Source organism: Serratia sp. BNK-12 (genome assembly GCF_047456085.1).
Classification (GTDB): domain Bacteria; phylum Pseudomonadota; class Gammaproteobacteria; order Enterobacterales; family Enterobacteriaceae; genus Serratia; species Serratia liquefaciens.
Genome location: NZ_CP179896.1, coordinates 4,862,829 through 4,881,978, shown reverse-complemented (window position 1 = coordinate 4,881,978; position 19,150 = coordinate 4,862,829). Strand labels below are relative to the sequence as shown.

Below are 19,150 nucleotides of genomic sequence, written 5' to 3'. Positions count from 1 at the left end.
AGTAGAGTTTCACACTGTTTGGCTACTGACTAACCCCAATATTTCTTTCTATCGACGACTTAATATATTGCCCTCCCTGCCGCAGCAAAATCTGCCGTACAGCGCAACGAAATGATTTAAGCGTGATAGAAACGAGTATTGCGGAAAGTGTTCCCGCTTTCCGGTCGACAAAATGGTGTTGCGTGAACCGTCCTATATCCGGACGGACAGATAGGTTCGACTTTCCAGCGAGCTGAGGAACCCTATGGTTTACTCCTATACCGAGAAAAAACGTATTCGTAAGGATTTTGGTAAGCGTCCGCAAGTTTTGGACATACCATATCTCCTTTCTATCCAGCTTGATTCGTTCCAGAAGTTTATCGAGCAAGATCCAGAAGGGCAGTACGGCTTAGAAGCCGCATTCCGTTCTGTTTTCCCTATCCAGAGCTACAGTGGCAATTCGGAGCTGCAATACGTTAGCTACCGTCTTGGTGAGCCGGTCTTCGACGTCAAAGAGTGCCAGATCCGTGGTGTGACGTTCTCTGCACCGCTGCGCGTAAAACTGCGCCTGGTAATCTACGAGCGTGAAGCTCCGGAAGGTACGGTCAAAGACATCAAGGAACAAGAAGTCTATATGGGCGAGATTCCGCTCATGACCGAAAACGGCACCTTTGTGATCAACGGTACTGAGAGGGTTATCGTATCTCAGCTTCACCGTAGTCCTGGCGTATTCTTCGACAGCGATAAGGGTAAAACCCACTCTTCGGGTAAAGTGCTGTATAACGCACGTATCATCCCTTACCGCGGTTCATGGTTGGATTTCGAGTTTGACCCGAAAGACAACCTGTTTGTACGTATTGACCGTCGCCGTAAATTGCCTGCGACCATCATTCTGCGTGCATTGAACTACACCACTGAGCAGATCCTTGACCTGTTCTTTGCGAAAGTAGTTTTCGAGATCCGTGATAACAAGCTGCAGATGGAGCTGGTTCCAGAGCGTCTGCGTGGTGAGACTGCTTCGTTTGATATCGAAGCCAACGGCAAGATCTACATTGAGAAAGGCCGTCGTATCACCGCTCGTCATATCCGTCAGCTCGAAAAAGACGAAATTCATAGTATTGAAGTACCGGTCGAGTACATCGCGGGCAAAGTGGTCGCGAAGGACTATATCGATACCAATACCGGTGAGCTGATCTGCGCAGCCAACATGGAGCTGTCGCTGGATCTGCTGGCCAAACTGAGCCAGTCAGGCCACAAGCGTATTGAAACGCTGTTCACCAACGATCTGGACCACGGTGCGTACATCTCTGAGACCGTACGTGTCGATCCAACAAGCGATCGTTTGAGCGCGCTGGTAGAAATCTACCGCATGATGCGCCCTGGTGAGCCGCCAACGCGCGAAGCTGCCGAAAGCCTGTTCGAGAACCTGTTCTTCTCTGAAGACCGCTACGATCTGTCTGCGGTTGGCCGTATGAAGTTCAACCGTTCTCTGCTGCGTGACGAGATCGAAGGTTCGGGCATCCTGAGCAAAGACGACATCATTGAAGTGATGAAGAAGCTCATCGATATCCGTAACGGTAAAGGCGAAGTGGACGATATCGACCACTTGGGCAACCGTCGTATCCGTTCCGTCGGCGAAATGGCTGAGAACCAGTTCCGTGTAGGTCTGGTACGTGTTGAGCGTGCGGTGAAAGAACGTCTGTCCCTGGGCGATTTGGATACCCTGATGCCACAGGACATGATCAACGCCAAGCCAATTTCGGCGGCGGTGAAAGAGTTCTTCGGCTCCAGCCAGTTGTCTCAGTTTATGGACCAGAACAACCCGTTGTCCGAGATCACGCACAAGCGTCGTATCTCCGCATTGGGCCCAGGCGGTCTGACCCGTGAACGTGCCGGCTTTGAAGTTCGAGACGTACACCCGACTCACTACGGTCGCGTGTGTCCAATCGAAACGCCGGAAGGTCCAAACATCGGTCTGATCAACTCCTTGTCCGTGTACGCACAGACAAACGAGTATGGCTTCCTGGAAACTCCGTACCGCCGCGTACGTGACGGTTTGGTTACCGATGAAATCAACTATCTGTCTGCTATTGAAGAAGGCAACTTCGTTATCGCTCAGGCGAACTCCAACCTGGACGAAGACGGCCGCTTCATAGAAGACCTGGTCACCTGTCGTAGCAAAGGCGAATCAAGCCTGTTCAGCCGCGATCAGGTTGACTATATGGACGTATCAACCCAGCAGGTTGTTTCCGTTGGTGCCTCACTGATTCCATTCCTGGAACACGATGACGCCAACCGTGCATTGATGGGTGCGAACATGCAACGTCAGGCGGTTCCAACCTTGCGTGCTGACAAGCCGCTGGTAGGTACCGGTATGGAACGTGCTGTAGCGGTTGACTCCGGTGTTACTGCCGTAGCTCGCCGTGGCGGTGTGATCCAGTACGTGGATGCTTCCCGTATCGTTATCAAAGTTAACGAAGACGAGATGCACGCGGGCGAAGCAGGTATCGATATTTACAACCTGACCAAGTACACCCGTTCTAACCAGAACACCTGCATCAACCAGATGCCGTGTGTGAATCTGGGTGAGCCAATCGAGCGCGGCGACGTGCTGGCAGATGGCCCGTCCACTGACCTGGGTGAACTGGCGCTGGGCCAGAACATGCGCGTGGCGTTCATGCCGTGGAACGGCTACAACTTCGAAGACTCCATCTTGGTGTCCGAGCGTGTAGTTCAGGAAGATCGCTTCACTACCATCCATATCCAGGAACTGGCGTGTGTGTCTCGCGACACCAAGTTGGGGCCTGAAGAGATCACTGCCGACATCCCTAACGTGGGTGAAGCTGCGCTCTCCAAACTGGATGAATCCGGTATCGTGTATATCGGTGCTGAAGTAACCGGTGGTGACATTCTGGTCGGTAAGGTAACGCCAAAAGGTGAAACCCAACTGACGCCAGAAGAGAAACTGCTGCGTGCGATCTTCGGTGAGAAGGCATCTGACGTTAAAGATTCCTCTCTGCGTGTACCAAACGGCGTTTCCGGTACGATTATCGACGTGCAGGTCTTCACCCGCGATGGCGTGGAAAAAGACAAGCGTGCGTTGGAAATCGAAGAGATGCAGCTGAAGCAGGCGAAGAAAGACCTGACTGAAGAACTGCAGATCCTGGAAGCTGGCTTGTTCACGCGTATCCATGCGGTGCTGGTTGCCGGCGGTGTCGAAGCTGAAAAGCTGAGCAAATTGCCACGCGATCGCTGGCTGGAACTGGGCCTGACCGACGAAGAGAAGCAAAACCAGCTGGAACAGCTGGCAGAGCAGTACGACGAGCTGAAATCCGACTTCGAGAAGAAGCTGGACGCCAAGCGTCGTAAGATCACCCAGGGCGATGATCTGGCACCAGGTGTGCTGAAAATCGTTAAGGTTTATCTGGCCGTTAAACGTCAGATCCAACCGGGTGACAAAATGGCAGGCCGCCACGGTAACAAAGGTGTTATCTCCAAGATCAACCCGATCGAAGATATGCCTTACGATGAAAACGGCACGCCGGTTGACATCGTACTGAACCCGCTGGGCGTACCATCACGTATGAACATCGGTCAGATCCTGGAAACCCACCTGGGTATGGCTGCGAAAGGCATTGGTGAGAAGATCAACCAAATGCTCAAGCAGCATCAGGAAGTGGCCAAACTGCGTGAGTTCATTCAGAAGGCCTACGATCTGGGCGACGACGTCTGCCAGAAAGTTGACCTGAACACCTTCACCGACGACGAAGTCCTGCGTCTGGCAGAGAACCTGAAAAAAGGTATGCCAATCGCAACGCCGGTGTTTGATGGTGCGAAAGAGACTGAAATCAAGCAACTGCTGGAAATGGGCGGGATCCCAACCTCGGGTCAGATTACGCTGTTCGATGGCCGTACCGGTGAGCAATTTGAGCGCCAGGTTACCGTTGGCTATATGTACATGCTGAAACTGAACCACTTGGTTGACGATAAGATGCACGCCCGTTCAACCGGTTCTTACAGCTTGGTTACTCAGCAACCGCTGGGTGGTAAGGCGCAGTTCGGTGGTCAACGCTTCGGTGAGATGGAAGTGTGGGCACTGGAAGCATACGGCGCGGCTTATACCCTGCAGGAAATGCTCACCGTTAAGTCGGATGACGTTAACGGCCGTACCAAGATGTACAAAAACATCGTGGATGGCGATCACCGCATGGAACCAGGCATGCCGGAGTCCTTCAACGTACTGTTGAAAGAAATCCGCTCGCTCGGTATCAACATCGAACTGGAAGACGAGTAATCGTTTTTCCGGCTCAGGCTCCCGGCCTTAGGGAGCCTGAGGGTGGTTGTTCAGGTCACACGGGTGCGCGATTTGTCAGCGTGCACCCAACAGGTTTAACTCCGACAGGAGCCAATCCGTGAAAGACTTATTGAAGTTTCTGAAAGCGCAAACTAAGACCGAAGAGTTTGATGCGATCAAGATTGCTCTGGCATCGCCAGACATGATCCGTTCGTGGTCGTTCGGTGAAGTTAAAAAGCCGGAAACCATTAACTACCGTACGTTCAAACCAGAACGTGACGGCCTTTTCTGCGCCCGTATCTTCGGGCCAGTAAAAGACTACGAGTGCCTGTGCGGTAAGTACAAGCGCTTAAAACACCGCGGCGTGATCTGTGAGAAGTGCGGCGTTGAAGTGACCCAGACCAAAGTACGCCGTGAGCGTATGGGCCACATCGAGCTGGCTTCACCGACTGCGCACATCTGGTTCCTGAAATCGCTGCCTTCGCGCATCGGTTTGCTGCTGGATATGCCGCTGCGTGACATCGAACGTGTACTGTACTTCGAATCCTATGTGGTTGTTGAAGGCGGTATGACTAACCTCGAGCGTCGTCAGATCCTGACTGAAGAGCAGTATCTGGATGCGCTGGAAGAGTTCGGTGACGAATTCGACGCCAAGATGGGTGCGGAAGCTATTCAGGCCCTGTTGAAAAACATGGATCTGGAAGCCGAGTGCGAGCAGCTGCGTGAAGAGCTGAACGAAACCAACTCCGAAACCAAGCGTAAGAAGCTGACCAAGCGTATCAAGCTGCTGGAAGCGTTCGTGCAGTCTGGCAACAAGCCAGAGTGGATGATCCTGACCGTGCTGCCGGTACTGCCGCCGGATCTGCGTCCGCTGGTTCCGTTGGATGGGGGTCGTTTCGCGACTTCAGATCTGAACGATCTGTATCGCCGCGTGATCAACCGTAACAACCGTCTGAAACGCCTGCTGGATCTGGCTGCGCCTGACATCATCGTGCGCAACGAAAAGCGTATGCTGCAAGAAGCGGTAGATGCCCTGCTGGATAACGGCCGTCGCGGTCGTGCCATCACCGGTTCCAACAAACGTCCTCTGAAATCTTTGGCCGATATGATCAAAGGTAAACAGGGTCGTTTCCGTCAGAACCTGTTGGGTAAACGTGTTGACTACTCTGGTCGTTCTGTAATCACCGTAGGTCCATACCTGCGTCTGCATCAGTGCGGTCTGCCTAAGAAAATGGCACTGGAGCTGTTCAAACCGTTCATCTACGGCAAATTGGAGCTGCGTGGCCTGGCCACCACCATCAAAGCCGCCAAGAAAATGGTTGAGCGCGAAGAAGCTGTCGTTTGGGATATCCTGGACGAAGTTATCCGCGAACACCCGGTACTGCTGAACCGTGCACCAACCCTGCACCGTTTGGGTATCCAGGCGTTTGAACCTGTTCTGATCGAAGGCAAGGCAATCCAGCTGCACCCGCTGGTTTGTGCGGCTTACAACGCCGACTTCGATGGTGACCAGATGGCTGTTCACGTACCGTTGACGCTGGAAGCTCAGCTGGAAGCGCGTGCGTTGATGATGTCTACCAACAACATCCTGTCACCTGCGAACGGCGAGCCAATCATCGTTCCTTCTCAGGACGTTGTATTGGGTCTGTACTACATGACCCGTGACTGTGTTAACGCCAAAGGCGAAGGCATGGTGCTGAGCGGCCCGAAAGAAGCGGAGCGTATTTACCGCGCTGGTCTGGCTTCTCTGCATGCGCGTGTCAAAGTGCGTATCACCGAAGAGATCAAAAACACCGAAGGCGAGTCTGTACACCAGACTTCGATCATCGACACTACCGTTGGTCGCGCCATCCTGTGGATGATCGTGCCGCGCGGTCTGCCGTACTCGATCGTTAACCAGCCTTTGGGCAAGAAAGCTATCTCCAAGATGCTGAACACCTGTTATCGCATCCTGGGCCTGAAGCCGACCGTTATCTTTGCTGACCAGATCATGTACACCGGTTTTGCTTACGCAGCCCGTTCAGGCGCTTCCGTAGGTATCGACGACATGGTTATCCCGGCCAAGAAAGCGGAGATCATTGAAGAAGCGGAAACCGAAGTTGCCGAGATCCAGGAGCAGTTCCAATCTGGTCTGGTTACCGCCGGCGAACGCTACAACAAAGTGATCGATATCTGGGCTGCGGCAAACGAACGTGTTGCTAAAGCGATGATGGAAAACCTGTCGGTTGAAGACGTGGTTAACCGTGACGGCGTTGTGGAACAACAAGTTTCCTTCAACAGCATCTTTATGATGGCCGACTCCGGTGCGCGTGGTTCCGCCGCTCAGATTCGTCAGCTGGCCGGTATGCGTGGTCTGATGGCGAAGCCGGACGGCTCCATCATCGAAACGCCAATCACCGCGAACTTCCGTGAAGGTCTGAACGTACTCCAGTACTTCATCTCCACGCACGGTGCTCGTAAAGGTCTGGCGGATACCGCACTGAAAACGGCTAACTCCGGTTATCTGACCCGTCGTCTGGTTGACGTGGCGCAGGACTTGGTAGTTACCGAAGACGACTGTGGTACTCACAACGGCATCATGATGACTCCGGTTATCGAAGGTGGTGACGTTAAAGAGCCACTGCGCGAACGCGTTCTGGGTCGTGTGACAGCAGAAGATGTTATCAAGCCGGGTACGGCTGACATCCTGGTGCCACGCAACACCCTGCTGAACGAGAAGACCTGTGACCTGTTGGAAGAGAACTCTGTCGACAGCGTTAAAGTCCGTTCCGTAGTGAGCTGTGAAACCGACTTTGGTGTGTGTGCAAACTGCTATGGTCGCGACCTGGCACGTGGTCACATCATCAACAAAGGCGAAGCTATCGGCGTTATCGCGGCACAGTCAATCGGTGAGCCGGGTACACAGCTGACGATGCGTACGTTCCACATCGGTGGTGCGGCATCTCGTGCGGCTGCTGAATCCAGCATCCAGGTGAAAAACAAGGGTAGCCTGAAGCTGAGCAATGTGAAGTTCGTCATGAACGCCGCAGGAAAGCTGGTGATTACCTCTCGTAACACCGAACTGAAGCTGATCGACGAATTCGGCCGTACCAAAGAAAGCTACAAAGTGCCTTATGGTGCCGTGATGGGCAAAGGTGACGGTGCAGAAGTTAACGGCGGCGAAACCGTTGCTAACTGGGATCCGCACACCATGCCAGTTATCACCGAAGTGAGTGGTTTCATCCGCTTCGCTGATATGGTTGACGGCCAGACCATTACACGCCAGACCGACGAACTGACCGGTTTGTCTTCTCTGGTTGTACTGGACAGCGCAGAGCGTACCGGTAGCGGTAAAGACCTGCGTCCGGCACTGAAAATCGTTGATGCCAAAGGCGACGACGTGTTGATCCCAGGTACTGATATGCCTGCTCAATACTTCCTGCCAGGTAAAGCGATTGTGCAGCTGGAAGACGGCATTCAGATCGGTGCGGGTGATACCCTGGCGCGTATTCCTCAGGAATCCGGCGGTACCAAGGATATTACCGGTGGTCTGCCACGCGTTGCGGATCTGTTCGAAGCACGTCGTCCGAAAGAGCCTGCAATCCTGGCTGAAATCAGCGGGATTATCTCGTTCGGTAAAGAGACCAAAGGCAAACGTCGCCTGGTTATCTCTCCACTGGACGGCAGCGACGCTTACGAAGAGATGATTCCAAAATGGCGTCAGCTCAACGTGTTTGAAGGCGAAGTTGTGGAGCGTGGTGACGTTGTTTCTGACGGCCCAGAATCTCCGCACGACATTCTGCGTCTGCGTGGTGTGCATGCGGTTACCCGCTACATCACCAACGAAGTGCAGGAAGTTTACCGTCTGCAAGGCGTTAAGATTAACGATAAACACATTGAAGTTATCGTTCGTCAGATGCTGCGTAAAGGCACCATCGTCAGCGCAGGTGGCACCGAGTTCCTGGAAGGCGAGCAGGCTGAAGTGTCACGCGTTAAGATTGCCAACCGTCAGCTTGCTGCTGAAGGCAAAATCGAGGCAACCTTCTCACGCGATCTGCTGGGTATCACCAAGGCTTCCTTGGCGACCGAGTCCTTCATCTCCGCAGCATCGTTCCAGGAAACGACGCGCGTTCTGACCGAAGCGGCTGTTGCCGGTAAGCGTGATGAACTGCGTGGCCTGAAAGAGAACGTCATCGTGGGCCGTCTGATCCCAGCCGGTACCGGTTACGCTTATCATCAGGACCGTATGCGCCGTAAAGCACAGGGTGAAGTGCCAGTTGTTCCGCAGGTGAGCGCGGAAGAAGCAACGGCTAACCTGGCTGAACTGCTGAATGCAGGCTTGGGCGGCAACAACGATTAATCGTTGAATGCACTCGGGATCCGGCTTGCCGGTTCCTTGCCAGATAAACCGCTCCTCCGGGGGCGGTTTTTTTTTGCCCGCTCCGGCAGGGGGAATTTTTGCTACTATGAATAAACCCAAAATAATGGCTAAAATCACCTGCGTGCTATTACAACCAAGGATTGTACAGATATGGACAGCCTGATCACCTTCGAGAAACTTACGGCAAAACACCTGCCTTACCTGTATGAAATTAGATTCTCCGTCGAAGAGAACCCGCTTCACCCTCACCAGATCCAATATCTTCATAGGACCCAGGCACTGGATGATATTAACCAGGGTGGTGGTTGGATTTGCAAATGCGGTGATGATTACGCCGGCGTAGGTTTCGGGCTCTTTATTCCTGAACCCTTGATCGGTGGGCTGTTTGTTAAACCGGAATACCAGTCGAAGGGGATTGGTTCTGCCTTACTGAATGCAGTAACGGCATGGTTATTCGAAAATGGCGCTCAAGAGATCCATCTCACTACCGATCCGGGATCGAAGGCTGAAGCGTTTTATCAGCGGCGCGGGTGGGTTGCCATTGGCAAGGATGAGTTTGGTCAGGCGGAGCTGGTTAAACGTAAAGGTGATAAGTAATGAAAATCAAAGGATTGATAGCATTATTTCTGATGTCTCTGTTTAGCGCTCCACTCTATGCTGGCGTTGATTATTTTTATCTTAAAAAGAGCGATGGCGAGAAGGTTAAGATTACGCTAAAGGCATTAGAGGCGATGCCATCTTCTTCGATTAAAACCTCTACTAATTTCACTCCTGAGGCCGTTTTTACCGGCGTTGAGTTTAGCGTGCTGGCAAAGGAATATGGCCTGACGGGAAGTAAGGTTCGTGCTTTTGCCTGGGATGATTATTCATATTCAATGCCCGTTGCTGAGTTGGCTAAATACAAGGCTATTATCGCCTATAAGAAAAATGGCGAGCTTATGGACGTCGCACAGTTAGGGCCTTTTGCGATTATCTATCCTCGTGATAGCCACCCAGAGTTGAACAATATTGATGTGAACGCAAAAACCGTTTGGCAGATAAAGATGCTAGAGGTTAAGTGAAATGAGCAAAAAATTTATCGGGACGCTTGTCGCTCTGGTTGCAGTGTTGGTGCTCTTGGTTTTACTGATTGCCACAAATTTCGGCAATGTGAAAGAGCGATACAAGCAGATTGAGCCCAATCTCGATAATTACTCCGTTGCTGAAATCCTCTTTTTGTCATTTGAAAGGACAAAAACTGCATTGCTGCTGGGCGATGAGGATAACTACGACGCTTTTATGCTCAAAAAGAAAATATTTGCATCAAAAATTGCCATTCTTGAGGGGCGCTCGACGTTCAGCGATGCTTTTTATTATGATGAAGAATTTATAAAAACCATTGCGGTTTTGAAGCAGCAGTATGCTGAGCTGGATCAACTTAGCGTTGAGTTGTTAAACGGCACCAAAACCAGAGCCGATATACTCTCCTTTATGGACGAGATGGAAATTACCCTGGTCGATATTCAAGAGATAATCTACAAAATACAGATAAGGAATTTCACCGAGGTTAAAGACATCATCAAAGATAATTCAGGTAAAGCCGAGCTGTTTGCTATTATTTCACTGGTGCTGATTTTCTTGATGATGTTCCTGATTTTGAAGCATGCGTTTTCACTGAAGGAGATAGTTAAGAATAAGAATATCTTTATTTCTTCCATTTACCATGAGATAGCCGGCTCAACGCAGGCCATCGTGATTGCGGCAGACATCATGGAGCATGAGTTGGTGCAGGATGAGTTAAAAAAAGAGGCCAGGCTCATCTCGCATCACGGCAATAAAATTGCAGAGCAAACGCGTGAGGTCATGGATTACTCACGGCTTGAAATGGGGGAAGTAAAGGTCAATGATTCTCTGTTTTCACTCAATGAGGTGGTTGACGATGCTGTTGCTGCGGTGGGTGGGGACGGTCGCAATAAATTTATTGTCCGGTATTCGTCTTATTCAGGGGAAGTTCATTCCGATAAATACAAGTTATATCGAATAATCGTCAATCTGTTGGGTAATGCCGATAAATATACCCATTGCGGCTTGGTAATTCTGAATGTGAAGGTTTGTCACGGTCGTCTTTATCTTCTGGTGAAAGATAACGGTATCGGCTTTAACGTGAAAAATATTAACAGATTATATAAAGCATTTAATCAGGGGGTGGAAAGAGAGACGCGCCAGGGGCTGGGCTTGGGCCTGACCATTATAAAGAACTATGTGACCAGGATGAAGGGCACCCTCAGAGTAAAATCTGTTGAAGGTAAAGGCTCGTCATTCCTCATTTGCTTGCCAATAAAATCAGTTGAAAAACAAATGGGAAAGCAACAGTGAAGAAATAATCAGCGGCTTGGCTGGTTTCTCAATCAAATGTACGTCGTAGTTTAATATCATATCGCCGATGTTTTTCTCATAGTGGTGTAACTGGCCTGTCAGGATGATGATTTGTGCATGGGTATCCACTCGGTCTTTTATCTTTTCTACGACCTTTTCTGATGTCTCGCCAAAGTCTAACAGCCAATCAAGGATAAAGGCCTCGTAGGTATGTTGCTCCAGGCTGTCGATGATCGCCTTAGCGGTTGGAAAAGTCTCTGTTTCGATACCGTAGCGGGTGGTGATTTTTTTTAGCAACTCCAGGATGTCTTGGTCATTGTCGAGGATGGCAATTCTGGGTGCCGGAAGAAAGTCTATTTTCCTGACCTTATACAGCTCTGCGCCTGCGCTTTTATCTCTGCCGGTGTTAATAATAAAAAGATCGTCTTTTCTGAACGCATAGGTTTCCCCGTCCTCAATGCTGTCTACCGGCTTGTCATCAACCTCGATATTGCACCGTTTATGTATGCTGTTCATGATAAACACGCAGTTGTGGGCTCTGCGTCCTTCAAACGATTCATTGAAGTATTGAAATACTCTTTTTATCTCGTCGAGAGTGATGCCTCTTTTACCGTCCAGCTTCTGCTTGGCGCTGTTATATTGAAGGTTCAGAATGCTTGCCATGGTTGATGCGTGCTTTCTGTCACCTACCCCTTTCTGGGCCAGCAACATACTGATTGCCTCTGCGTAATTTGGCGTTTTTTTCATGATCACCTCGATTTTTCTGATGTTGACCACGAGCATTTGCTGTCCCGAGGTTGCCTGCTGGCTCGATTATAGATGAAGTCAGGATGGCTGCGGCGATATCCGTTTGATTTTCATGACTAAACTCAAATTACACTCAATAGCACTCAAAAAAACACTCAAAAGACATTCACATTTTATCGTTGATATGATTAATTAGCTCTTATATGTGCGATTCGCGTTCCTGGGGGGGCTGCCTGTCTCACAGAATAAGCTGCCTGCTCCTGTCTTCAAGCTAGGGGCAGGCAGCAAAAAAAGATACACGGCCGACGCCAGGGCCATTACAGCATCAGGGACTCATCACATCACATCACATCACATCACATCACATCACATCACATCACATCACCGCGGCGCAGGTGGTCACACCTTGCTCGCCTGTTGATATTGCCGCACGCTTTCTGCTACTTCTTCTGGCGCCACTACGCCTTCTTTCCCGACTACGACTGCCTGTGACGTGCCCAGTGCCACAATCCGATCGCCGACACTGAAAGTATGAGTCGCATAAAAGTAACGATCGTCCCAGTGAGTAATGGTCATACTGACTTGATAACGTTGGAAGGGCTGCAGCGCCTTTTTGTAATTCATATTCAGTTGACTGACGATCGGCGACCAACGCCGCTTGAGCATCAGCTTCATTAATCCGGTTCGAATAAACATATCCACCCGATTGAGGTCGCACACCGTCAGGTAGCGGCCATTATTCATGTGCAGATTGATATCGATATCATTTAGCCATACTCGAGTTTGCAGGGTGCTGGTCAGGTCATCCATTGACATGCGCGCTTTCCAGCGTGACGAGATAAAGATCCAAATCAGTCGCAGGTACAGGTTCATGGTTATTATTCCGCCGGGGGTGAGAGGTTAAACGTGGTCCAACCAGTTGGCTTTGTCAAAATCCCCGAACCGCGTTGATGAGTGCGCAAACCGAAAAGGAAGGCCCGGATCGCGCGGGAGGGTATCCGGTACGATCCGGGGGTGGGTAAGGCGGGGCCATTGAGAAGGTAACGGCCCCGGCCGGCGCCGGGTTTGGCGACCGGCAGAGGGACTATAGCCGGTGTGATTTTCGGCACCAGCTTGGTTGATAGACTTTGCGCAGTCTATCTTTGGATTTCTCTGCAATGGTTAATGGATTACAGCTTATTGCGCGCCACGTCCAAGATAGCCGTCCCAGTCTTTCCACACCGGCTGCAAACCGGCATCGCTAATCGCTTGCGCCACCTGTTGCGGCGTACGGCCATCATGCGGTTCGAACTGCTCCAGTTCAGGCGGCACGTCGTCGGCATAGCCACCGGGTTGTGTCTTGGATCCGGCGCTGACGCTGTTGATCGCCACCGGGATCATATGATCGCGGAAGAACGGGGATTCACGCGTCGACAAAGAAAGTTCCACGTCGGGGGCGAACAGCCGGAAAGCACAGATCAACTGCACCAGTTGCGGTTCACTCATGATCGACGCCGGTTCTATACCGCCGGCGCAGGGGCGCAAACGCGGGAACGAGATGGAATAACGGCTCTGCCAATAGGTTTGCTGCAGGTAGAATAAGTGCTCGGCCAGCATATAGCAGTCGGTGCGCCAACTGTTGGAGAGCCCGACCAGAGCGCCGAGACCGATCTTGTCGATCCCGGCGCGGCCCAGGCGATCCGGCGTGGCCAACCGCCAATGAAAGTCCTGTTTCTGCCCACGGAGGTGATGCTGCAGATAGGTGGCGGGATGATAGGTTTCCTGATACACCAACACGCCATCCAGCCCCAGCGTTTTCAGTTCGGCATACTCTTCCTGCGCCAGCGGTTGAACCTCCATCATCAGCGAACTGAAATGGCGGCGGATCGCCGGAATATGCTGGCGAAAGTAATCCATGCCGACCTTGGTTTGGTGTTCACCGGTGACCAGCAGCAGATGCTCAAAACCCAAAGCTTTAATCGCCAGACACTCGCGTTCGATTTCTGCGGCATCCAGGGTTTTGCGCTTAATGCGATTGCTCATTGAAAAACCGCAGTAAGTGCAGTCATTAGCGCATAGATTAGACAGGTATAAGGGCACATAGAAGCTGACCACGTTACCAAAACGTTGGCGAGTCAGTTGCTGTGCACGTTGCGCCAAAGGTTCCAGATAGTGCGCCGCGGCAGGGGAGATCAATGCCATAAAGTCTTCACGCGTCAGCTTGTCCGCATTGAGTGCACGCTCCACATCCCGCGGCGTCTTACTGTTAATGCGCAGCGAGATGTCGTCCCAATCCAACTGCTGCCAGCGGCGGCTGAAATCATCGGCCATCACAACGTCTCCCCGGCCTGGCTGAGAAAAGCCGTCAGCGGGCTGGAAGCCGCCGCACTACGTTGGCTACTGCCCAAACCGGCCTGACGCGCCAGTTCACCGGCTTCCAAGGCCAAACGGAAAGCATGCGCCATCTGTACGGGATCGCGTGCCACGGCGATAGCCGTATTCACCAGCACCGCATCGGCACCCAGTTCCATGGCTTCCAGTGCATGGCTCGGCGCACCGATACCGGCGTCCACCACCACCGGCACTTTGGCCTGTTCGATAATGATCTCCAGAAAGTCGCGGGTGCGCAGCCCCCGGTTGGAACCGATTGGCGATCCGAGCGGCATGACCGCCGCGCAGCCCACTTCTTCCAGCCGTTTGCATAGCACCGGGTCGGCACCGCAGTAAGGCAGCACCACAAAGCCTTCTTTTACCAAGGTTTCCGCCGCTTTCAGGGTTTCGATGGGATCTGGCAGCAGGTATTTCACATCAGGGTGAATTTCCAGTTTTACCCAGTGAGTACCGAGTGCCTCACGCGCCAGCCGGGCGGCGAATATCGCTTCGGCAGCGGTTTTGGCACCAGAGGTGTTGGGCAGCAGGCGTACGCCCAACTGTTGCAGCGGCGCCAGAATGGCATCATTGCCGCCGTGCAGATCGACGCGTTTCATCGCCATGGTGACCAGCTGCGAACCGGAGGCCTGCAGGGCTTCCAGCATCAGCGCTGGGGTGGCGAACTTGCCGGTGCCGGTAAACAGGCGTGAAGTAAAGGTGGTATCGGCGATTTGTAGCATGTCAGCCTCCGGCGATCGCTTGAAACAACAGGATGTCATCACCGTCCTGCACCTGGTGGTTAGCCCAGTCGGCGCGCGGGATGATGGTTTGGTTGATAGCCAGCGCGGTACCCGGCTGGTGGCGTTGCAGTTGCTCCAGCAAAGCATCGACGCTCAGGGGCTGCGCCAGTTCCAACGGCTGGTCATTAAGCCGGATCTTCATGCTGCCCCTCCGCATACCGCACAGGTGCTGGCCTGGCTGAGTTGCAAGGTGCTCCAACTTTGTTGTTTACCGTCGAACAACCGTAGTTTGCCGTTCAGTGGTGAAGACATACCTGCCAGCATCTTTATCGCTTCCAGGGCTTGCAGCGTACCGATGACGCCGACCACCGGGCCGAGCACGCCAGCGGTGCGGCAATTGCGCTGCGGTTCTGCCGATTCCGGGTAAAGGCAAGCGTAACAGCCGTGGACATAAGGCGGTTCAATGACCAGCAACTGGCCGCTGAAGCCCACCGCGCTGCCGCTGATAAGCGGCTTGTCGGCACTGATGCAGGCGGCGTTCACCGCATGGCGGGTTTCCATATTGTCGCTGCAGTCCAAAATGAGATCGGCGCGCTCCACGGCGTGGTGCAAGGTTTCGCCTTGCAGCCGTTGCACAAGCGCAATAGCTTCAACCATCGGGTTCAGTGCCTGTAACTGGCGCTGCGCCAGAGCGGCTTTGCTTTTTTCCACGTCGGGGCTGCGGTACAGGATCTGGCGCTGCAGGTTGGTGACGTGAAGCGTATCGTCATCGGCCAGCAACAGCGTACCGACACCGGCAGCAGCCAGATAGAGCGCTGCAGGGGAGCCTAAGCCCCCAAGCCCGACGATCAGCGCCGTCGAACGCTTCAGCTTCTCCTGACCTTCCGGGCCGATATCTTCCAGCAGCAGTTGGCGGCTGTAACGCAGGAACTCTTGATCGTTCAACATGGCGTTACTCCTTGCCTTCGATCAGCTGCAGCAGTTGAGCGGTGGCGGCGCGCCAGTCCGGCGCCTGAGTAATGGCGCTGACCACCGCCACGCTACCTACGCCACAGGCCAACACGTCGGCCACGCGATCGATACTGATCCCGCCGATCGCCACCGTCGGATAGTCACTCAACCCGAGGATATGGCGTTTCAGCTCTGCCAGGCCCTGGGGAGCGGAAGGCATGTCTTTGGTTTGCGTCGGGAAGATATGCCCCAGCGCAATATAAGAAGGCTTCACCGCAATGGCTCGCGCCAGCTCGGTGTCGTCATGGGTGGAAACGCCTAAACGCAATCCGGCGCGGTGAATGGCCGCCAAATCGGTGGTCTCCAGGTCTTCCTGGCCCAGGTGTACGCCATAGGCATCGTGTTTAATCGCCAATTGCCAATAGTCATTAATAAACAGCCGGGCGTTGTACCTTTTACCGAGCGCAATGGCGGCGGCAATATCCTCTTCGACCTGCTCATCCGGCAAATCCTTGATGCGCAGTTGGATCGTGGTAACACCCGCATCCAGCAGGCGAGCAATCCATTCGACACTGTCGACTACCGGGTATAACCCCAGCTTGTGCGGAGTGGCGGGGAAAGGCGTGGTGATATCAGTCATTGCTCAGTTCCTCTTGCAGGTTGCCGGCGCTGTGGTAGAGCTCACTGCCGCGTGAACGGAACTCGGCCGACATTTTTTCCATGCCGGTGAGTTGTACTTCTATCGGTTTGGCGGCTTCCTGCGCAGCGGCATAGTCGCGTACTTCCTGCGAAATTTTCATCGAGCAGAATTTGGGGCCGCACATGGAACAGAAGTGGGCGATTTTGCCGGACTCTTGCGGCAGGGTTTCGTCGTGATAAGCGCGGGCGGTAGCCGGGTCGAGCGCCAGGTTGAACTGATCTTCCCAGCGGAATTCGAAACGCGCCTTGGACATGGCGTTATCGCGGATCTGGGCACCCGGGTGGCCTTTGGCCAAATCGGCGGCGTGGGCGGCAATTTTGTAGGTGATCAGCCCCTGTTTGACGTCTTCTTTGTTCGGCAGCCCGAGGTGCTCCTTCGGCGTGACGTAACACAGCATGGCGCAGCCGAACCAACCGATCATCGCGGCGCCGATGCCGGAGGTGAAGTGGTCATAGCCCGGGGCGATATCGGTGGTTAGCGGGCCAAGGGTGTAGAACGGCGCTTCGTGGCAATGCTCCAACTCTTCGGTCATGTTGCGGCGGATCATTTGCATCGGTACATGACCCGGGCCTTCGATCATCACCTGCACGTCATATTCCCAGGCAATTTTGGTCAGTTCGCCCAGCGTGTGCAGTTCGGCGAACTGCGCTTCATCATTGGCGTCCTGAATTGAGCCGGGGCGCAGGCCATCTCCCAGGGACAGCGAGACGTCATAGGCGGCGCAAATTTCGCAGATTTCGCGGAAGTGCTGGTACAGGAAGTTTTCCTGATGGTGTGACAGACACCATTTAGCCATGATCGAACCGCCGCGCGAGACGATGCCGGTCAGGCGCTTGGCGGTCATCGGTACATAGCGCAACAGTACGCCGGCGTGGATGGTGAAGTAGTCAACGCCTTGCTCTGCCTGCTCAAGTAACGTATCGCGGAACATTTCCCAGGTCAGGTTTTCCGCCACGCCGTTCACTTTTTCCAGCGCCTGATAGATAGGCACCGTTCCGATCGGTACCGGGCTGTTACGCAGGATCCATTCGCGGGTTTCGTGGATATAGCGGCCGGTGGACAGGTCCATCACCGTATCCGCGCCCCAGCGGGTGGACCAGACCAGTTTTTCGACCTCCTCTTCGATGGATGAGGTCACCGCCGAGTTGCCGATGTTGGCGTTAACTTTCACCAGAAAATTGCGACCGATGATCATCGGCTCGGATTCGGGATGGTTGATATTAGCGGGGATGATGGCGCGTCCAGCGGCCACTTCCTGGCGAACGAATTCCGGCGTGATGTTCTCCGGCAGATTGGCGCCCCAACTTTGCCCTGGATGCTGCTGGCGCAGGACATCGCCACGGATACGCTCGCGGCCCATGTTTTCGCGGATGGCGATAAACTCCATCTCAGGGGTGATTACGCCAGCGCGGGCGTAGTGCAACTGGGTGACGCATTTGCCGGGTTGCGCCTTGCGCGGCCGCGGCAGATGTTCAAAACGCAGGTGATCCAGACCTTCATCCGCCAGGCGCTGCTGGGTAAAGCCGGAACTGACGCCATTGAGCAGTTCGGTATCACCGCGTTCAGCTATCCAGCCTGCACGCAGTTTTACCAGGCCGGTATGCACATTAAGTTCAGATTGCGGATCGCCATAAGGACCGGCAGTGTCGTATACCGGAATGGCTTCGTTGGGCTGGTACTGTGGGTTGTCTTTGTCGCCGCCAAGCAGCGTCGGGCTAAGCTGGATTTCACGCATCGGCACCTGCAGATCGTTGCGTGAGCCCTGCAGATAAATCCGGCGTGAATTGGGAAAGGACACGCCCTGAAGGGTATCGATAAACTGCTGGGCTTCTTCGCGTTGCTCTTTACGGGCACGGGGTTTTTTAACGTTAGACATAGCAAGTTCCTACCAGTGTGTTGGGTTGGGAATGTTGCTTGTCTGGAGCTCGGAGGGAGTAATGATGCTGGCCGACAGGGCGGGATTATCCCTGTTGGGATCACCTGCCTGTGGCGATAGATTACTCTTGTTCCCTTCGCGGGTATTAACCCGATCAGGTTCCGCGGATCCCGAATTAACGGTCTCAGCCTGGCCAATTTGATGAACAAATCAGGCGCTAGGCACTCCGACAAGATGCCCCCAGTATAGGAGGGTGAATAAAAAAAACTACAAAATTCTAACGTGCCTGATCCAGCGCTTTATCCGGCATCGTTTGCTGCCAGGCTTCGGTCGCCAGTTGGATCAGCTTATCTTCCAGGGTAAAACGTGCCGCCAGGGTTTCACCGATATCCGACAATGCCTGATGGAGTTCCAGGCACACATCCTGATCGATATCCACTTCGGTATAGCGATCGTGAAATGCCATAATCTGTTCGGTATTTGCCCACAGTTTGGGGTAGATGTTTACCGACAGCGTCATTTTCGGACTGGATGCGCCTTCCACTTGCTTGATAATTCTGTCATAGATATGAAAATGACCGGCGGAAAGGTAATCCACCAGATTATGGCAAAAGTTCTCCAGCGCTTTTTCATTCAGCGGCGTATGCTTTTCTTTATTCGGTTTGATACCCACGAGGGTGCAATAGGCGACCAGCAATTGCTTGCGAGCCTGAAGCCATTGATCAACTAATTCATTACTACCACCAACGCGCTGAGTCAGGCTTTCCAAACGGTTGAGCATGTTTGACTCCGTAAGTAA

Annotated in this window: 14 protein-coding genes and 1 riboswitch; of the genes, 5 read left to right on the top strand and 9 right to left on the bottom strand. The window is 53.1% G+C overall.

Going from position 1 to position 19,150, the window contains the following annotated elements:
• The first annotated feature begins 244 nt into the window (after positions 1–244).
• The 5 genes from rpoB to ACMGG1_RS22755 all read left to right on the top strand — a co-directional run bounded on the left by rpoB (position 245) and on the right by ACMGG1_RS22755 (position 10,988).
• Entirely contained in the window at positions 245–4,273 is a 4,029-nt protein-coding gene (rpoB, locus tag ACMGG1_RS22775) for a DNA-directed RNA polymerase subunit beta (RefSeq protein WP_020828744.1), read from the top strand.
• 118 nt (positions 4,274–4,391) lie between these two features.
• Positions 4,392–8,612: a DNA-directed RNA polymerase subunit beta' gene (rpoC, locus tag ACMGG1_RS22770; RefSeq protein ID WP_020828743.1), complete on the top strand. Its 4,221-nt coding sequence runs from the start codon at positions 4,392–4,394 to the stop codon at positions 8,610–8,612.
• Between the two features lie 171 nt (positions 8,613–8,783).
• Complete coding sequence (locus ACMGG1_RS22765; protein ID WP_020828742.1) at positions 8,784–9,230, top strand: GNAT family N-acetyltransferase; 447 nt, start codon at positions 8,784–8,786, stop codon at positions 9,228–9,230.
• A complete protein-coding gene (locus ACMGG1_RS22760; protein ID WP_217331908.1) occupies positions 9,230–9,694 on the top strand; it encodes an oxidoreductase in 465 nt (154 codons plus the stop codon). Before ACMGG1_RS22765 ends, ACMGG1_RS22760 begins: the two co-directional genes overlap by 1 nt.
• A 1-nt stretch (position 9,695) precedes the next feature.
• On the top strand, positions 9,696–10,988 hold the full coding sequence (locus tag ACMGG1_RS22755) for a sensor histidine kinase (protein ID WP_020828740.1): 1,293 nt from the start codon (positions 9,696–9,698) through the stop codon (positions 10,986–10,988).
• On the opposite strand, the gene ACMGG1_RS22750 is transcribed toward ACMGG1_RS22755, so the two are convergent.
• The 9 genes from ACMGG1_RS22750 to ACMGG1_RS22710 all read right to left on the bottom strand — a co-directional run bounded on the left by ACMGG1_RS22750 (position 10,956) and on the right by ACMGG1_RS22710 (position 19,132).
• Positions 10,956–11,699, bottom strand: a complete 744-nt coding sequence (locus ACMGG1_RS22750) for a helix-turn-helix domain-containing protein (protein ID WP_258090781.1) — start codon at positions 11,697–11,699, stop codon at positions 10,956–10,958. The genes ACMGG1_RS22755 and ACMGG1_RS22750 overlap by 33 nt on opposite strands.
• 435 nt (positions 11,700–12,134) lie before the next feature.
• Positions 12,135–12,608 (bottom strand): acyl-CoA thioesterase, encoded by a 474-nt coding sequence (locus ACMGG1_RS22745; protein WP_230090449.1) that lies wholly within the window; start codon positions 12,606–12,608, stop codon positions 12,135–12,137.
• Between the two features lie 303 nt (positions 12,609–12,911).
• Positions 12,912–14,045 (bottom strand): 2-iminoacetate synthase ThiH, encoded by a 1,134-nt coding sequence (thiH, locus tag ACMGG1_RS22740; RefSeq protein WP_116691432.1) that lies wholly within the window; start codon positions 14,043–14,045, stop codon positions 12,912–12,914.
• Positions 14,045–14,824 carry a thiazole synthase gene (locus ACMGG1_RS22735; RefSeq protein WP_130016993.1) on the bottom strand — a complete coding sequence of 260 codons (780 nt, stop codon included), beginning with the start codon at positions 14,822–14,824 and terminating at the stop codon, positions 14,045–14,047. The genes thiH and ACMGG1_RS22735 overlap by 1 nt, the downstream gene beginning before the upstream one ends.
• Before the next feature lies 1 nt (position 14,825).
• Complete coding sequence (thiS, locus tag ACMGG1_RS22730; protein ID WP_046374694.1) at positions 14,826–15,026, bottom strand: sulfur carrier protein ThiS; 201 nt, start codon at positions 15,024–15,026, stop codon at positions 14,826–14,828.
• Positions 15,023–15,772, bottom strand: a complete 750-nt coding sequence (locus tag ACMGG1_RS22725; protein ID WP_414161039.1) for a HesA/MoeB/ThiF family protein — start codon at positions 15,770–15,772, stop codon at positions 15,023–15,025. The genes thiS and ACMGG1_RS22725 overlap by 4 nt, the downstream gene beginning before the upstream one ends.
• 4 nt (positions 15,773–15,776) lie before the next feature.
• Positions 15,777–16,415: a thiamine phosphate synthase gene (thiE, locus tag ACMGG1_RS22720; RefSeq protein WP_046374692.1), complete on the bottom strand. Its 639-nt coding sequence runs from the start codon at positions 16,413–16,415 to the stop codon at positions 15,777–15,779.
• Entirely contained in the window at positions 16,408–18,351 is a 1,944-nt protein-coding gene (thiC, locus tag ACMGG1_RS22715; RefSeq protein WP_020828732.1) for a phosphomethylpyrimidine synthase ThiC, read from the bottom strand. The genes thiE and thiC overlap by 8 nt, the downstream gene beginning before the upstream one ends.
• Positions 18,352–18,465: 114 nt before the next feature.
• Positions 18,466–18,590: riboswitch (TPP riboswitch) on the bottom strand.
• A gap of 38 nt (positions 18,591–18,628) precedes the next feature.
• Complete coding sequence (locus ACMGG1_RS22710; protein ID WP_020828731.1) at positions 18,629–19,132, bottom strand: Rsd/AlgQ family anti-sigma factor; 504 nt, start codon at positions 19,130–19,132, stop codon at positions 18,629–18,631.
• Positions 19,133–19,150: the final 18 nt, after the last annotated feature.

What these genes read in the sequence shown, in the direction of transcription:
- ACMGG1_RS22755 (WP_020828740.1), top strand. Translation starts at nt 9,696, where the DNA reads ATGAGCAAAAAATTTATCGGGACGCTTGTCGCTCTGGTTGCAGTGTTG.
- ACMGG1_RS22750 (WP_258090781.1), bottom strand. Translation starts at nt 11,699, where the DNA reads ATGTTGCTGGCCCAGAAAGGGGTAGGTGACAGAAAGCACGCATCAACC.
- thiS (WP_046374694.1), bottom strand. Translation starts at nt 15,026, where the DNA reads ATGAAGATCCGGCTTAATGACCAGCCGTTGGAACTGGCGCAGCCCCTG.
- ACMGG1_RS22765 (WP_020828742.1), top strand. Translation starts at nt 8,784, where the DNA reads ATGGACAGCCTGATCACCTTCGAGAAACTTACGGCAAAACACCTGCCT.
- ACMGG1_RS22760 (WP_217331908.1), top strand. Translation starts at nt 9,230, where the DNA reads ATGAAAATCAAAGGATTGATAGCATTATTTCTGATGTCTCTGTTTAGC.
- ACMGG1_RS22710 (WP_020828731.1), bottom strand. Translation starts at nt 19,132, where the DNA reads ATGCTCAACCGTTTGGAAAGCCTGACTCAGCGCGTTGGTGGTAGTAAT.
- ACMGG1_RS22745 (WP_230090449.1), bottom strand. Translation starts at nt 12,608, where the DNA reads ATGAACCTGTACCTGCGACTGATTTGGATCTTTATCTCGTCACGCTGG.
- ACMGG1_RS22725 (WP_414161039.1), bottom strand. Translation starts at nt 15,772, where the DNA reads ATGTTGAACGATCAAGAGTTCCTGCGTTACAGCCGCCAACTGCTGCTG.
- thiC (WP_020828732.1), bottom strand. Translation starts at nt 18,351, where the DNA reads ATGTCTAACGTTAAAAAACCCCGTGCCCGTAAAGAGCAACGCGAAGAA.
- ACMGG1_RS22735 (WP_130016993.1), bottom strand. Translation starts at nt 14,824, where the DNA reads ATGCTACAAATCGCCGATACCACCTTTACTTCACGCCTGTTTACCGGC.
- thiH (WP_116691432.1), bottom strand. Translation starts at nt 14,045, where the DNA reads ATGGCCGATGATTTCAGCCGCCGCTGGCAGCAGTTGGATTGGGACGAC.
- rpoB (WP_020828744.1), top strand. Translation starts at nt 245, where the DNA reads ATGGTTTACTCCTATACCGAGAAAAAACGTATTCGTAAGGATTTTGGT.
- thiE (WP_046374692.1), bottom strand. Translation starts at nt 16,415, where the DNA reads ATGACTGATATCACCACGCCTTTCCCCGCCACTCCGCACAAGCTGGGG.